The following is a 14,461-nucleotide window of genomic DNA, read 5'->3' as shown; positions in this document are numbered from 1 at the left end:
AGCGCCCGACCAGCACGCCGTGCAGCCCGTCGTCCTGCTGAGCGAGCACCGGCCCGATCTCGGCGAAGAACTTGCCTGCGGCGTTGAAGTCGATCGCCCCTGAATCTGCGAAGCGCTGCGCAATCTCATCGTGTGTGATGCGGTCAGCCATCGTGTCCTCCTTGTGTTGCGCCATTCGGCGGCCCCGGCACAGCACCGACGCACATGGGAGGAGGCGCCGCGGCCACCGGTGATACCGCCGGTCACGGCGGGCAGCCGCGCACAACATCGCGAATCTGCGCCGGCGCGGACCCGAAGGGCCCGATCCACGAGCCGCGCACACCGGTGTTGCGACGTTGTGCACACCGACCGCGCGGGCGCCGCGCGGCGCTCGACCGCCCCATCAGGCTGACGCAGCCTCGCCGCGGGCGGGCAACACCCAGCCGGGTCGCACGAAGTGGCAGGTGTAACCGTTCGGGATGCGCTGCAGGTAGTCCTGATGCTCGGGCTCGGCCTCCCAAAACGGACCGGATGCCTCGATCGTCGTGACGGCGGGGCCGGGCCACAGCCCGGACGCATCGACATCGGCGATGGTCCCCCGTGCGACGGCATCCTGCTCGGATGAGGTCGGGAAGATCGCCGAGCGATAGCTCGTGCCGGTGTCGTTGCCCTGGCGGTTGAGCGTCGACGGATCGTGGATCTGGAAGAAGAACGACAGGATGTCGCGGTACGTCGTCTGCGACGGGTCGAAGACGATCTCCACCGCCTCGGCGTGGCCGGGATGGTTGCGGTAGGTCGCGTGGTCGTTGGCTCCGCCAGTGTAGCCGACTCGCGTCCGCAGCACGCCCGGCTGCTGACGGATGAGCTCCTCCATACCCCAGAAGCAGCCGCCCGCAAGCACCGCGGTCTCGGCGCCGGGGATGTTCGTGATGGATCCGGTGTCGGTGGTCATGGTCTCATTCTCCTCGTTGTCTGTGCCGGTGGCCTCAGCGGCATCCTTCGAGCCGACAACAGACACAACATCGGCTCGCCGGGTTGTGGTCCCGCTGGCACCCCTTCCGCACATGCATCACTATGCATAGAGTGAAACACGAGGCCGTGGCGCGGTCGCGACGCGGTACGAGAGTCGGGAAGGACGGACATGGCACGTTTCGAGGGCAAGGTCGCACTGGTCACCGGCGGCGGAAGCGGGATCGGAGAAGCCATCGCGAAGCGGCTGGCAGCAGAGGGCGCAAGCGTCGTCGTCAGCGATATCAGCGCGGATGCCGCGCAACGCGTCGTCGGGGAGATCACCGCCACCGGCGGGACCGCCGCGGCAGTCGTCGGCGACGTCAGCACCGCGGAAGGCAACGAAGCGGCCGTGCGCTTCACGGTCGACACCTACGGCAAGCTCAATCTCGCCGTCAACAATGCGGGCATCGGCGGCGCACAGGCGAACCTCGCCGACGTCGAACTGGACGACTGGAAGAAGGTCATCGACCTGAACCTGAACGGCGTCTTCTACGGCATGAAGTACGAGATCCCCGAAATGCTGAAGGATGCCGCCAACAGCGCCATCGTGAACATGGCGTCCATCCACGGATCGGTTGCTGCTCTCGGCAGCGACGCCTACACGACCAGCAAGCACGCGGTCGTCGGGATGACCAAGAACGCCGCCGCCGAGTACGGCCCCGACGGGCTGCGCATCAACTCGGTCGGCCCCGGCTACATCAAGACGCCGCTGCTGGACGCCCACCTCACCGACGAGATGGTGCAGTACCTCGTCTCCAAGCATCCGCTGGGGCGCCTGGGCACCGCCGAAGAGGTGGCATCGCTGACCTGCTTCCTGCTGTCGGGCGACGCGAGCTTCTGCACCGGCGGCTACTACCTCGTCGACGGCGGCTACACCAGCGTGTGAGGCGTGCGGATCCGTCCGATGAGGCGGATGCCGACGATCAGCACGCTCACCACCCAGAACACCACGTGGGCGATGAACACGCCGGTCAGGCCGAGGACGATGACGCGCGTCAGGACCCAGCCCAGCGGGAGGAACACGGCATACTCAGCGATCAGGCTGGCGATCATCGGCGTGCGGGTGTCCTTCATGGCGCGCACGGCGGCGGTCACCGGAACGTGTAACGCCATCAGGGGCACTTGCGCGAAGGCGAGCCACACCACGGGCACGGAGGCTTCCCGCACGCTGGACGGTGCGAACAGCCCGAGGATCGGGATGTAGAGCAAGAGTCCGAGCACGACGATCCCGGCCGCGACGCTGAGAGTCACTATGAGCGTGTGCCGCAGGATGCGTCGGAAGGCGGGCAGGTCCCCACCGCCGAGAGAGCGGCCGAGAAGGGTCGTCGCGGCCGTGCCGATGCCCGTCAGCACGATCCACGCGATCGAGCTGGTGGTCAGTTCGAGGATCCGGGACGCAGCCAGGTCCGCAGCGGGCCCGTCCGACAGCAGCCAGGCCACGACGACGGCGGCCCCGGAACTCGCGCCGTACAAGATCGCCTCCGGCCAACCGAGGGCGAGCAGATCCCGCAAGTCGCCTCTGCTCACCCCGAAAACAGCGGTGGCACGCGGCGCCCGCACGCCGGTCGGCGCAGGGAGCCGACGCACAGCGAACCACGCGAGCACCAGCGCATTGGCGATTGAGCCGGCGACGGTGCCGATGGCGACGCCGAACGGACCGATCATGTGGTTCAGGACAACGGCAACCGCCACGTCTACAGCGGCCGCGGCGATCGATGCGAACAGCAACCCCCGCGCCTGTGCGAGTCCGGCGAGCCGTGCCCGGAGCGCCGAGCCAAGACCTACGAAAGGCAAGGCCGCCACGGTCACCGTGAGGTAGGCCCGGGCGAAGTCGCCGTCGATCGCGGGTCCAGACAGAAGCCACAGCAGGACCGGGCCCGCGAACACGAGAAGAACGCCCGCACCGGTCCCACCCCACATACCCAGCCACAATCCGGCATCCGCACGTCGCGCTGCTCTGTCACGGCGGCCGGAGCCGATCGCACGGGAGATCAGTACCTGACTCGACCCCACCAGACCGGTCACCACCATGGCGGCGACGAACTGCACCGCGGAAGCGGCCACAGCAGAGGCGAGAACCTTGTCGGAGGAACCGACCAGCAGAAACGCATCATTGCCGTTGATGAACAAGGCGACCAGTCCAGACAGGATCACCGGCCAGGCGATCGGCCACAACTCCCGCACGGTCCGAAAGGGCGCCCCAACGGCCACGGTCATCGGTGTTCCTCCCCCGCGCTCGTCACGGCGCGGCGGATGAAGAAGTGACTCGGCACGTCTGGCTGAATGTCCCTTGGAAACTGCTAGCGTCGACGGCTATTGATAGCACTTCTCAATAGTAGATAGGCACCCGCCGATGTCAACAATGCAGGCAACCGCCCCCAAGGATGCGGCAACGCTCCGCACGCACGCGGTGATCGGATGGGTCGTCACGGCGATCGGAACCACGACGTTTCACCTGCTGCACCTGTACAGCGCGATCGGTCAGGTGGCTCTGCTGTCCAATGGACAGGACCAGGACCACGACCATGACCACGGCGCCGAGCACGCAGACGGTGCGGAGCACGCCGACCACCTCGACTTCTACGCGTCCGTCGCGGAGCACAATTCGGGAGAATCCTGGCAGCTCGCCATCTTCCTCACGCTGATGGTGCTTCCGCCGCTGATCGGGATCCTCCTCTCCGGAAAAGTCAGCGCCATCACGATGACGGTGGTTGGCCAGGTCTACTCGATCGGGATGTCGCTCGACGGTTTCGGCCACGGATTCGGTGAGGGCGCCTGGTCCACTCTCATGCTGACTGTCGTTGCGATCTTGCTTCCCGCTGCTGTGTCGACCGTCAAGAGCATCCAATGGTTCCGTGCCACCGCCGCCTCGGGGCGCGGCGGTCAGGACTCTTCACCGCCCCGCACGTAGGCGCGAGTCCACGACAGCCCCGCGACGGGGCACAACGCCCTCACCGCGTAGCGCATTGGCGTCACCTCGGCGAGGACGGCGGCGCGCACCCGGTCACCGGGGACGCGCCGCCGTCGTGTGCGGAGTGGGCGGCTACGACGCGTCGGAGCGGTAGTTCTCGCGCGCGAACCGGGAGTACGGAGCGGGTTCGACGGTGGCACGGATGCGCACCTGCCGGTGCGGCTCGACGGCGGGCTTGGCCGAATTCGGCTCCTCACCCCACACCACCTCGACCTGGGTTCCAGGGGCGGCGTGCGCGTTGTCGATGCTCGCCAGCGACGCGAACACCTGCTCGTTGGTGATGTAGCCGGCATCGTGCGAGATGCCGACGTCCACGCCGCCGACCAGCACGCGATCCACCTGGTAGAGCCCGTACCGGGCTTTGGGGAAGTCGATGTACTTGGCCGGGGTGCCCGGTTCCAGCATCGACCGCTGCGCCGCCGCAACGTCGTCGGGGCTCCACACGAGCGTCACCTTCTGGCGCTGCGGGTTGGCGGCGTGCGCTTCGAGGGCGGCGCGACCGATGAACTCGTGGTCGAAGGCGACGCTTCTCCCGTACCCGAGGTCGTACGGCGTGACGTAGTAGTCCTCGATCCGCTCCGACGCGAGACTGCCGGCGAGCGACCCGGCGCTGGCCGCCGGAAGCCACCGGCGGTAACGGTCGGTGTCGTGCCCGCTGAAGATCGCCGGCAGCGGCGAGGGCACCCACGCCGACTCCAGGTTGGCCGACGAATAGGCCTTCGACCCGACCCGCACCAAGTCGAACTTCTCGCCGTGGCGGAGCAGCGCGTCGCGGACCCGCTCGCCCTGCTCCCACGGACCGAACAGTTCGAACCCGGGCTGGCCGGCCATGCCGTGCCGCAGCGACCGCACCTGGACGCCGTCGATCGTGAAGGTCGCCATGTGGAAGAACCTGGTGGGCGGCACCGGTGCGCCCGTCACGGCCTCCATGAGTGCCAGCGCGTTCGGCCCCTGCAGCTCGTAGCGATACAGCGCAGGATCTCCGTCCCGCACGATCGAGTTGCCGTCCCGCTGGAAGGTCACGTCGTAGTCGCCGGTCTCGCCGTGGAACTGCACCCAGTCGATCACCATCTGGTGGCCCACGAGGTCGAACTCGTTCTCGGCGAGGAAGAACAGGATCGCATCGCCGATGAGGTATCCCTCGTGGTTGACGGCGATGAACTGCTTCGCCTTGTCGACGGCGAAGCTCTGCACACTGTTCACACCGGTGTCGCTGAGCAGGCGCAGGGCGTCGGGTCCTGTGATGAACAGGTCGGTCATGTGATGCGACTGGTCGAGCAGCGCGACGCTGCGGCGCCAGGACAGCTGCTCCGAGCGCCAGTTGCTGAACTCGGCGGTGACCGGGAAGATCGTCGGTCGCGCCTGAGCGTTGCGCAGCAGGTCGACGGCGCTGCCGACCCGGTCGATGGCGGCGGCGAGTGTCTCAGCCATGGTGAACTCCTTTGCTCCCTGGGGTGGGGGTGTGCCCCGCAAGCGAGGCTACCGAGCACGCGGTTGCCGATGCACCCGATCTCGGGCCACGATTGCTCACGCGGACCTTCGCCGTGCTTATCGGGCGCCGGGCCGAGAAAGGAGCGACTCGCATGGACATGAACCTGACGCGCGTGTTCGTCGCGATCTATGAGGCGCGCAGTCTCACCGTCGCCGCGGCACGACTGCACGTCTCGCAGTCGGCCGTCAGCCAGGCGCTGGGCCGGCTGCGCACCGGATTGGACGATGCCCTGTTCGTGCGTGCCGGCAAGACGATGGTGCCCACGCCGCTGTCCGAGGCGGTCTACCCGGACTTCCGGAGCGTCGTGGCCACGATCGATCGCACGCTCGACGCGGTGCGCGAGTTCGACCCGGCGACCACGACCACCACGTTCCGCATCGCGCTGTCAGAGCTCGGCGAGATCGGCTGGCTGCCGGTGATCGCCGCGATGCTGCGCACTCTCGCTCCCGCCGCGCACCTCGACGTGGTGGCGCTGCGCTCAGCCACACTCGTCGACGACCTCACCCGCGGGTCGATCGACGCGGCGGTCACTTCGGCGCAGCTGGGGCACGAACTGCCCTTCCGCGTCGTCAAACACGAGGGCTACACCCTGGCGATGTCGCCGCGGCATCGGTTCGCGGGCGGATCGATCGACCAGGCCGCCTACTGTCGTGCGCGGCGGGTGCGGGTGGCGAGCGATTCCAGCGTCGATCTGCTCGATGCCGCGCACCAGCGCGTCGAGGGAATGGTCGCCCCGACCCTCAGCGTGCAGCACTTCGCCTCGGTGCCGTCGCTGCTGACCGCCGATGACGACCTGGTCGCGGTGCTGCCCGAGACGCTCGCGGACGGCTGGGCGGCCACCTGGTCACTCGCGACGGCCCGTCCGCCGTTCGAGCTGCCGGCGGCCCAGCTGCGGCTCTACCGGCGCAACACGACCCAGCAGCCGGCCGCCCTCGAGTGGTTCTTCGACGCGGTCGCCGGCCAGATCAGCGGCGACCCGGGAGCCTTCACGGCGATCCGGGCAGGATCGGCCGATCCGATGTGAGCGGCGGGCCTCGCCGCCAGGTACCGCCGGGACCGTGGCACAATCGGGGCATCCGTGCCGCGCGCCGAACAGGAGACACGATGACAGCCGAGGGCGACGAGTTGCGTCCGGTCAATGACCTGGTGCGTGCGTCTCTCGACGCGGCCAGTTCGGTCGACCGGAAGGTCGCCCGGGCCCTGCTGTCGGACTATCCCATCGCGGGCCTGGAGACCGTCGCCGAACTGGCCGAACGGGCGGCGGTCAGTCCGGCGTCGGTGACACGGTTCGTCAGCCGGCTCGGTTTCGGCGGCTACCCCGAGTTCCAGAAGCGGCTCATGCGGGAGGTGCACGAGCGGATGGGATCGCCGCTTGAGCAGTACGGCCGCACCGGTCTCGCCGTCGGCGACGGTTACCTGGCACACGCGGCGGGGTCGTTCTCCACCGCGGTGGCCGCCTCGCTGGCCGAGCTCCCGCGCGGTGAATTCGACCGCACCGTGACCCTGCTGACCGATCCGCGCCGGCGGGTGCGCCTGGTGGGGGGACGGTTCAGCCGCGTTCTCGCCGACTATCTCGGGGCACACCTGCATCTTCTCCGGGCGGGCACCCAGGTGCTCAGCGGGGACGAGTTCGCCCGGCAGACCGCCGTGCACGACGCCGGCCGCGACGACGTGTTCGTCGTCTTCGACTTCCGCCGCTACGACGCGCAGACCGTCCATCTCGCCCGCGAAGCGGCCTCGCGCGGCGCCGAAGTGGCGCTGTTCACCGACCGCTGGCTCTCCCCCGCCGCCGATGTCGCCGCGACCGTGCTCCCGGCCCACGTCGAGGCGCCGTCGCCGTTCGACTCCCTGGTGCCGGCGCTGGCCGTCGTCGAGACCGTGGTCGCCGGGGTGACCGACCGCCTGGGCGCAGCCGGCCGAGTACGACTGGAGCAGCTAGAGGCAATGCACCCGCATCGGCCCGCCGTGTAGCCAAGGCAGGCCGCAGTCAGGCTCCGTCGGCGTCGACGATCGCCTCGGCGGCGGCGAGGTAGCCCACCAGCAGCGCACGCGCCACGGCCGCGACGGAGGCGTCGGACGGGAAGAAGCGGGGATCGTGCAGGCTCGGCCGGTCGACGGGGTCGGCGGCGCCTTCCGTTTCGACGCCGACGAACATCATGAGCGACGGCACCGCCGCGCCGAAGTACGAGAAGTCGTCGGCGCCCAGCGAGCGCATGGGTTCGGCCCGGTCGACACCGAGCCGGGCGAGCCAGGCATCCGCCCCCTCCGCGAGGCCCGAATCGTTGATCAGCGCGGGTTCCCCCTCACAGATCGTCACCTCGGCGACCGTTCCGAACCCGGCGGCCACGCCGTCGGCCAGCTGCCGGACGGCGTGGAACAGGCGGATCCGATCCTCCGGGTCGGTCGTACGCATCGTGGCGAGGATCCTCGCATGAGCGGGCAGCACGTTGGCCGCGCCGTCGCCGGCAGTGAGAGTGCCGATGCTCAGGAGCGCGGGCGACAGCGGGCTGACCGCGCGGCGCACGACCTCGGGCAGCGCCATCGCGATCTGCGCAACCGCAGCGACCGTGTCGGATGCCGTGTGCGGGTACGCGCCGTGCCCGCCGCGGCCCTGCAGCCGGATCTCGATCTCATCGGCGGCGGCGTTGACGAACCCGGCACCGGCAGCGACCGCCGACACGGCCACCCCGGGGTGCACATGCGCTCCGATCATGTGCGCCACCCCGAACCGCGACAGGGCTCCCGCCGCGACGATGTCGCGCGCACCCGAAGGGTAGCTCTCCTCGCGCGGTTGCAGCACGGGCACGAGACCCACGGGCAGGTCGAGCCCGGCGGCGGCCCGCACCAGGGCGACCAGCGCAGCCTGGTGCACGTCGTGGCCGCACGCGTGCATGGCGCCGTTGGTAGCCGAGCAGGCCGCACCGGTCCGTTCGGTCAGTGGCAGGGCATCCAATTCGGCGCGCACCGCGACCGCCCGTCCCCGTTCCGGCCCCAACCGCCCCACGCCGCCGGAGTCGGCGACCGGCTCGAGGGCCACGGCATCCCCCAGCGCGGCGGCGATGCGGTCGCGTGCCGGGTGCTCGGCACCCGACAGGCACGGGGCGCGGTGCAGGTCGTGGCGCAGCGCGACGGCGGCGGACAGCTCGCGTTCCAGGGCGGCGCTCCAGCACCCGGCGAGATCGGCCAGGCGCGCACGGGGTCCGCTCATCGCGGCCCGTCGGAGAGCGGGCCGGATGTCGCCGCAGCCGCCGCCGGGGCGACACGGGCGTCGTCGAGACGGTAGGCGCGGCGGGCGTTGCGCCACGCGACCATCTCGGCGACCCGGCGGCACTCGCTCGCCGGCCACCCGTCACGGTCGGCGAAAGTCGCCAGCGCACGATCGAGCCCTCGACGGAACAGCAACGCGCCCAGGTAGAAGAGTTCGGCGGCGCCGAACGCGTCGGAGGAGAAGAGCAGCTTGTGGAACGGCGCCAGTTCGAGGCTCTCAGCGATCACCTCGTCGGAACGTGAACCGGTGTAGTTGATCGCGAGGCCCACGTCGAGGTACACGTGCGGGAAGACGTGCGCGAGGTAGCCTGCCTCACGGTGGAACGGATAGCAGTGCAGCAGGAAGACCCGCGCGCCCGAGACGCGTGACGCGCGCAGGAACTCGGTGAGCAGCAACGGATTGCATCGGTGCAGGTCGACGTCGGCGTCGCCGTAACCGATGTGGAACTGAATGGCACAGCCTCGGTCGACCGCCGCCCACAGCAGGTGACCGATGATCGTCGCATCAGCCAAGCGCACCGGGGCGCCGCCGGCCACGTCCGCCCGCCAGGCGGCCACGGCCTCGTCGACTCGCGCGGGATCGGGGCGCTCGGTGACGACGTCCAGGCCGACGCGGTACGCGGCGATCGACTTGACGCCGACGGCGGTGCGCAGCCGGTCGTCGAGCAGCCGGTCGTACGCGGCGCGGAAGTCTGCGGGGCCGCATCCGCTCCCGACGAGTTCCTCCGCGAGGCGCTCCAGGCGGACGATCTCGAACACCCGGGCACCAGATGCCGCGGCCATGCCGACCGGGTCGAGGATCTCGTCGGCGCGATGACCGGTCTCGATGAACAGGTCGCTCATGCCGCTGGCCCGTAGCAGTCTCTCGCTGACGTCCTTTCCACCGAGGTCGCAGCGTCGCCGCAGATACTGGTCCGCGGTGGCGAAGGGCGCCAGATCCAGCACCGGGGCACAGTGACGCCGCACCGCGAAACCGACCTGCGAGTCGAGGTGGGTGGTGCCCTCCGGGGCGGGCCAATCCGACTCGGTGAGCAGCGACTCGAAGTCCGACCGGTCCAGGTCGGCGGTCGTCACGCCGTGGCAATGGTGATCGAGGAGGGGGACGCCCTCGAGCACTCCCGTCGTCCCCGTGTCGGCAGGGCTAGTAGACACGCGTGTACACCTCGCACTGTTCGGTCAATGAGCGCGCCTGCACCGATGCGAACTCGTCGCGTTTGATCGCCTCGTAGGTCGCGAGGAACGCGGGCGAGAACCAGCCGGTGACGACCGCGTCCCGTTTCATGACGTCGAGGGCCTCCTCGAGATTGCGCGGCAGCTTCGCCAGGCCGGCGTGCCGACCGTCGAGATCGAGCTCGCCGACGACGATCTCCGGGGTGGTCAGCTGTTCCCGCAGCCCCTGCATCCCGGCGCGAAGGATCATCCCGAGGAGGATCCACGGGTTGGCGCCGATGTCGCCGCCGCGGAACTCGAAGTGCAGCTGACGGCGCGGGTCGCGTCCGTCGAGCTCGTTGGTGGGACAGATCCGCAGCAGCGCCTCGCGGTTCTGCAGGCCGAGGAAGGAACAGGCCGACGACCAGTTGTGCGGCGCAAGTCGCAGGTAGCTGGTCGCCAGCGGCGCCATCAGGGCCGCCATCGCGGGGCCGTGCCGGACGATGCCGGCCGCGAAGCTGCCGGCCAGTTCGGAGAGGCGCCCGGGTCGCGACGGATCGAACACGAGGGTGTCTCCGGCGAGGTCGTCGAGCCCGAAGTGCACGTGCACGCCGTTACCGGTCTCTCCCGGCGACACGACGGGCGCGAACGACGCCTCCCGATCGTGCGCCTCGAAGATGTCGTAGACGATGTCGCGCACCAGGATGGCGCGGTCGGCGGCATTCAGCGGGTCGGTGGGCGCGACGGTGATCTCGTACTGGTGTCTTCCGTACTCGGGCAGCCAGTTCTCCGGTTCGAGCCCGGCGCGGTGCAACACGGTCATCAGTTGCGAACCGATCGGTTCAGCACGACGGAACGCCTGCAGCGAGAACGGGTGATGATCGCCGGTGGCGCTGACATCCACGAATTCGTGCTCGAACGAACTGCGCACCGTGAGGCCGAACTCGCTGCGCAACTGCTCGACCGCGTCGCGCAGGAACGTACGCGGGCAGCTTTCCCACGGGGTACCGTCGGTGTTCACGAGGTCGGCGAACACAATGTTCAGCGGAGGCCGGCCGGGGATGCCGTCGACGCGTGCGAGCGAGGTCAGATCGGGTTTGAGTCGTAGGTCGCCGGTGGAGCCGTACGGGATGTCGGTGACGATGTGCCCGAGCGAGCCGATGCCCAGGTTGGCGGGGACCCAGCCGAGCGAGCTGCGTTCGTCGAAGTCGGCCCGCCGCATCGCCCGACCCTTGGTACGGGCCGCGATGTCGGTTGTGGCGATGAAGATCAGTTCGTCGAGGTCGGCAGGTACCTGCTCCGGGGTCATGTCAATCCAAGTCTTCCATCGTGAGCCGCGACCCGATGCGGTCGGCGAGTCTCGGCCGGAGCCATACGATCACCAGGCCCACGAGGCACCACGCTCCCGCGATCCACGGGAAGAACGTGTATGGGGGTTCCTGGCCGGCGATCTGGATGACGTACACGTAGACGAGGAAGGCCAACCCGAGCACCGGGATGACCACCTCCCACTTGGGGATGGTCGAGGCGGGGCGGAACGTGTACCGGATGACGCCGACCGACGTCATCCCGTAGGCGACCACCATGCACAGCACGGCGATCGTCGCGAACCAGTAGTAGACATCGACGCTCGTGGCGCCGAAGACACCGAAGCCGACGGCGAGCACGACGGTGAACAGCACGACGAAGACGGTGCTGTGCACGGGAACGCCGGTGGCGGGGCTGGTGCGGGCGAAGGACTTCGGCCCGAATCCGTCCCGGGCCAGGGCGAACAGCAGCCGGGCAGCGGCGGCCGTCGAGCTCAGCAGTGACGCAAACGCCACGAGGAACGCGAAGACGGCGATGAGTACGGCGAACCACTGACCCACGTAGGTCGATGCAAGCGAGGTGAGCGTGGACGATGACCCGGCAAAGGCGGCGACGCCCGCCTCATCGGTTCCGAATCCGATGGTCTGCGCGAACATCACCAGCACGTAGATGACGCCGGCGACGACCACCGCCAGCAGCAGCGCGATCGGTACGACCCGTTTCGGGTTGCGGGTCTCCTCCCCGAGTGAGGTGCCGGATTCGAAGCCGGCCCACGAGAGGAACCCGAAGACGGCTGCCGTCATCACGGCGCTGAGGGGTGCGTCACCTGGCAGCAGCACCGCGAAGTCGACTCCGGTGGATACGGGCGCGTCGCCGACCGCGACGCGGACGATGATGACGATCGACAGGATGACCATCGCCGCGATGCCGATGAATCCGATGCCGAGCAGGGTGCGCGCCGTGACGGTGGACTCGCGCACGTTGAGCAGCAGGACGAAGGCCGACACGATGACGGGGACGATGATCCACGTCCACGCCGGGAGGGCCACGCCCAGCTCGGCCATCATCGCCTCGAAGAACACGCCGCACGCGCCGGCGATGCAGACCGCGAAGAACAGGTATGTGCCCAGAAGCGCGAATCCGCCGAAGAAGCCGGCGCGCGGACCGAGGGTCGAGCCGGCGAGCGCGTACACCGAGCCGGCGTGGGTGATGTAGCGCGTCAGCCGGATGAAGGCGTAGGCGACCAGGAGGGTGCCGGCGAACGACACGACGAACGTGAACGGCACCGAAGAGCCGACCAGCCCCGCCACTCCGATGCCGTTGAGCGACATCGCCATGACGGGGCCCATGAAGCCGATCGAGATGGCGACGACTTCCCACAGTCGCAGGGTCTTGCGCGGCGACAGCGCCGCATCGTGGTCATGGCCGCCATGCGCGGTCGTCGGTGAAGTCATCGGGGGGAGCCTCTCGTCGAACGTCTGCAGTGACGCTCACGGTGTGAAACACGGAGTGAAACAAATCATGCATCAAAGGAACTCTGACACACCTGTGGTCTGAATGTTTCAGACACCCATGCTATTTGTCAAGCCACCAACCGCGGGCACGCCTGCCTGCTTTCGGGGCTGGGTGTGTCCTGCGACGCCCGCCCGGTCATGTCGGTGACGCAGGCGACGAGGCTCCACCTGCCTGCGCCAACCGGCCCTCCCGATCAGCGCAGCCGACAAGCGGCTAGGATCTGGAATGGATGCGACTCCTTCGACGACAAACCGATGACGATCTTTCCGCTTCTTCGAAGCCGTCCATTGTGACCGAGAACTTCGACGAGGCGGCGTGACATGCGGGTGTTCTTCACCGGCATCCAGTCCTTGGGTGAAGGAAAGGACGCACCTGCGTTCTACATGAGGATGGACAAGATCCTCAACGATGGCCTCGCCGACGAAGACTACGGTGACGGCATCGACCTCTGGTTTCTCATGTTCGTCTTCCAGCGCGAGAACGCACCGGAGGAGCGTGGGAGAGAACGCACGCTGTACAAGCGACAGAAGCGAGAACTCGACCTGCGCCTGTTCGTCGACCACGAGGCCTGGCGTCGCGCGCGTCGGGAGAAGGACCCCGCTGAGCAATACCGCATCCTCTACGACGTCGCGGTGCGTTCATTCGACATCATGCGCACGAAGAGGATTCCGCACCTCGACGTCGACGCCTTCGAGAACGACGTGGACGCGATCGCTGCCGCCCACGGGTGGACCCGACTCAGACGAAAGCGCGACGATCCGACTCACTGAGCCCTTCGCAGCTTTCACACCAGACCTGCATCAACTGAGGTCAGGAGTTCTCGCACGTCTTCAATTGTGGACCTCCGTCGAGAGTTTGAGAACCCCTGCCCACACCTGAAAACCTTGTCTTTGCGCAGGTCACGGGGCTTCTACGACCACGACCAGCGCTCCTCTGAGCCTACCGTTTCCGACTCAAGGGGGCGAGTGGTGCGATCACTTGGGATGGCTCAAACCCTCCTTCGCCCGGAGCAGGTCGACGATCTGGTGGCGCAGTACCGCGAGGGCGCAACGCTCGTGGAGCTGGCTTCCGTGTTCGGAGTGAACCGCCGCACGGTCGCCACCCACCTCACTCGGCGGGAGGTGACGATCCGCCGTGGACGGTTCGATTCCTCCCGCATCCACGAAGCAGCCGACCTCTACCTCAGCGGATTGACGCTGGTAGAGGTCGGCGTGAAGGTTGGGGCGGGACCTCAGGCTGTCCGGCGAGCGCTCGCTTCGCACGGCGTCGTGATCCGGCCTGGTGGGCGCTGTGGTTCTCGCATCACGGCATCCACTGCCGTGGGCGGTTGAGCCTAGACACGAAGGACTGGCTCACGCAGGCTCGCCTCGACGCCGTGGCGCTGGTGACGACGGACCGGAGCCTCGCGCAGGCGCGCACGGATGAGCAGAGCGACGCTCACGGGTCCCATGATGATGAACTTGAGCGCGTTCCAGCATGGCCACAGCACGATGAGGTGGAGCCAACCGGGGCCGCCGTCGGCTGCCGAGCCAGAGCAGATGCTGGCGATCAGGATGTACGGAAGCGCGACCAGCATCGCGGGTATCCCCCACTTGAGTCCGCGGCGGGTGCGGATGGCAGCGAGCAGGCGGTTGCTCGGCATGTAGCAGTGCAGGTAGTCGCGGGTGCGAACGCTGAGCGTCCAGTGTTGCGCCCCGGGTTTGTTAGAGGCTTGTCTTCCTCATTGTGGTGCCCCGGTTGGGGCTGGTTTCTGATGGTAGTCGGGGGTC

The 14,461-nt window shown here is 68.3% G+C and carries 14 protein-coding genes; 6 read left to right on the top strand and 8 right to left on the bottom strand.

The genetic code is table 11. The annotated features are described in order from the left end of the window. Positions 1-382 precede the first annotated feature (382 nt). Positions 383-931 (bottom strand): peptide-methionine (S)-S-oxide reductase MsrA, encoded by a 549-nt coding sequence (gene msrA / locus ACK5KK_RS07635; RefSeq protein ID WP_416889491.1) that lies wholly within the window; start codon positions 929-931, stop codon positions 383-385. 189 nt (positions 932-1,120) lie between these two features. On the opposite strand from msrA, the gene ACK5KK_RS07630 reads away from it, so the two are divergent. Further along, on the top strand, positions 1,121-1,876 hold the full coding sequence (locus ACK5KK_RS07630) for an SDR family NAD(P)-dependent oxidoreductase (protein ID WP_416889490.1): 756 nt from the start codon (positions 1,121-1,123) through the stop codon (positions 1,874-1,876). On the opposite strand, the gene ACK5KK_RS07625 is transcribed toward ACK5KK_RS07630, so the two are convergent. Beyond that, positions 1,861-3,207: an MATE family efflux transporter gene (locus tag ACK5KK_RS07625; protein ID WP_416889489.1), complete on the bottom strand. Its 1,347-nt coding sequence runs from the start codon at positions 3,205-3,207 to the stop codon at positions 1,861-1,863. The genes ACK5KK_RS07630 and ACK5KK_RS07625 overlap by 16 nt on opposite strands. Positions 3,208-3,343: 136 nt before the next feature. Between ACK5KK_RS07625 and ACK5KK_RS07620 the strand changes: the two genes are divergently transcribed. Further along, on the top strand, positions 3,344-3,901 hold the full coding sequence (locus ACK5KK_RS07620; RefSeq protein WP_416889488.1) for a hypothetical protein: 558 nt from the start codon (positions 3,344-3,346) through the stop codon (positions 3,899-3,901). Between the two features lie 132 nt (positions 3,902-4,033). Here the strand turns inward: ACK5KK_RS07620 and ACK5KK_RS07615 are convergent, their stop codons facing one another. Then, positions 4,034-5,392: an aminomethyl transferase family protein gene (locus ACK5KK_RS07615; protein ID WP_416889487.1), complete on the bottom strand. Its 1,359-nt coding sequence runs from the start codon at positions 5,390-5,392 to the stop codon at positions 4,034-4,036. Between the two features lie 152 nt (positions 5,393-5,544). Here ACK5KK_RS07615 and ACK5KK_RS07610 point away from each other — a divergent pair, with 152 nt between their 5' ends. After that, a complete protein-coding gene (locus ACK5KK_RS07610; protein ID WP_416889486.1) occupies positions 5,545-6,477 on the top strand; it encodes a LysR family transcriptional regulator in 933 nt (310 codons plus the stop codon). 80 nt (positions 6,478-6,557) lie between these two features. Further along, a complete protein-coding gene (locus tag ACK5KK_RS07605; RefSeq protein WP_416889485.1) occupies positions 6,558-7,424 on the top strand; it encodes a MurR/RpiR family transcriptional regulator in 867 nt (288 codons plus the stop codon). A gap of 16 nt (positions 7,425-7,440) precedes the next feature. Here the strand turns inward: ACK5KK_RS07605 and ACK5KK_RS07600 are convergent, their stop codons facing one another. From ACK5KK_RS07600 to ACK5KK_RS07585, 4 genes are read right to left on the bottom strand one after another with little or no spacing between them, the layout of a single operon-like run. Next, positions 7,441-8,661: a M20 metallopeptidase family protein gene (locus tag ACK5KK_RS07600; RefSeq protein WP_416889484.1), complete on the bottom strand. Its 1,221-nt coding sequence runs from the start codon at positions 8,659-8,661 to the stop codon at positions 7,441-7,443. Next, positions 8,658-9,872 (bottom strand): amidohydrolase family protein, encoded by a 1,215-nt coding sequence (locus ACK5KK_RS07595; RefSeq protein ID WP_416889483.1) that lies wholly within the window; start codon positions 9,870-9,872, stop codon positions 8,658-8,660. The genes ACK5KK_RS07600 and ACK5KK_RS07595 overlap by 4 nt, the downstream gene beginning before the upstream one ends. Further along, positions 9,862-11,178 carry a glutamine synthetase gene (locus ACK5KK_RS07590; protein ID WP_416889482.1) on the bottom strand — a complete coding sequence of 439 codons (1,317 nt, stop codon included), beginning with the start codon at positions 11,176-11,178 and terminating at the stop codon, positions 9,862-9,864. Before ACK5KK_RS07590 ends, ACK5KK_RS07595 begins: the two co-directional genes overlap by 11 nt. Position 11,179: 1 nt before the next feature. Further along, the gene (locus tag ACK5KK_RS07585) at positions 11,180-12,631 is read right to left on the bottom strand and encodes an APC family permease (protein WP_416889481.1); all 1,452 of its coding nucleotides are present in this window, start codon (positions 12,629-12,631) and stop codon (positions 11,180-11,182) included. A gap of 381 nt (positions 12,632-13,012) precedes the next feature. Between ACK5KK_RS07585 and ACK5KK_RS07580 the strand changes: the two genes are divergently transcribed. Both ACK5KK_RS07580 and ACK5KK_RS07575 read left to right on the top strand, forming a co-directional pair. Beyond that, a complete protein-coding gene (locus ACK5KK_RS07580) occupies positions 13,013-13,462 on the top strand; it encodes a hypothetical protein (protein WP_416889480.1) in 450 nt (149 codons plus the stop codon). Between the two features lie 213 nt (positions 13,463-13,675). Continuing rightward, positions 13,676-14,023, top strand: a complete 348-nt coding sequence (locus ACK5KK_RS07575) for a hypothetical protein (protein ID WP_416889479.1) — start codon at positions 13,676-13,678, stop codon at positions 14,021-14,023. A 2-nt stretch (positions 14,024-14,025) separates the two neighbouring features. Here the strand turns inward: ACK5KK_RS07575 and ACK5KK_RS07570 are convergent, their stop codons facing one another. Beyond that, the gene (locus tag ACK5KK_RS07570; RefSeq protein ID WP_416889478.1) at positions 14,026-14,334 is read right to left on the bottom strand and encodes a sulfate permease; all 309 of its coding nucleotides are present in this window, start codon (positions 14,332-14,334) and stop codon (positions 14,026-14,028) included. Positions 14,335-14,461: the final 127 nt, after the last annotated feature.

It is taken from the genome of Microbacterium sp. (assembly GCF_047972865.1).
Classification (GTDB): domain Bacteria; phylum Actinomycetota; class Actinomycetes; order Actinomycetales; family Microbacteriaceae; genus Microbacterium.
Note: the sequence above shows the minus strand (reverse complement) of the source record. Positions and strands in the feature narration are given on the sequence as shown.

Coding starts and splice junctions, on each gene's coding strand:
- ACK5KK_RS07600 (WP_416889484.1), bottom strand. CDS start 8,661: ATGAGCGGACCCCGTGCGCGCCTGGCCGATCTCGCCGGGTGCTGGAGC.
- ACK5KK_RS07570 (WP_416889478.1), bottom strand. CDS start 14,334: ATGCCGAGCAACCGCCTGCTCGCTGCCATCCGCACCCGCCGCGGACTC.
- ACK5KK_RS07605 (WP_416889485.1), top strand. CDS start 6,558: ATGACAGCCGAGGGCGACGAGTTGCGTCCGGTCAATGACCTGGTGCGT.
- ACK5KK_RS07585 (WP_416889481.1), bottom strand. CDS start 12,631: ATGACTTCACCGACGACCGCGCATGGCGGCCATGACCACGATGCGGCG.
- ACK5KK_RS07615 (WP_416889487.1), bottom strand. CDS start 5,392: ATGGCTGAGACACTCGCCGCCGCCATCGACCGGGTCGGCAGCGCCGTC.
- ACK5KK_RS07625 (WP_416889489.1), bottom strand. CDS start 3,207: ATGACCGTGGCCGTTGGGGCGCCCTTTCGGACCGTGCGGGAGTTGTGG.
- ACK5KK_RS07590 (WP_416889482.1), bottom strand. CDS start 11,178: ATGACCCCGGAGCAGGTACCTGCCGACCTCGACGAACTGATCTTCATC.
- ACK5KK_RS07575 (WP_416889479.1), top strand. CDS start 13,676: ATGGCTCAAACCCTCCTTCGCCCGGAGCAGGTCGACGATCTGGTGGCG.
- msrA (WP_416889491.1), bottom strand. CDS start 931: ATGACCACCGACACCGGATCCATCACGAACATCCCCGGCGCCGAGACC.
- ACK5KK_RS07610 (WP_416889486.1), top strand. CDS start 5,545: ATGGACATGAACCTGACGCGCGTGTTCGTCGCGATCTATGAGGCGCGC.
- ACK5KK_RS07620 (WP_416889488.1), top strand. CDS start 3,344: ATGTCAACAATGCAGGCAACCGCCCCCAAGGATGCGGCAACGCTCCGC.
- ACK5KK_RS07580 (WP_416889480.1), top strand. CDS start 13,013: ATGCGGGTGTTCTTCACCGGCATCCAGTCCTTGGGTGAAGGAAAGGAC.
- ACK5KK_RS07630 (WP_416889490.1), top strand. CDS start 1,121: ATGGCACGTTTCGAGGGCAAGGTCGCACTGGTCACCGGCGGCGGAAGC.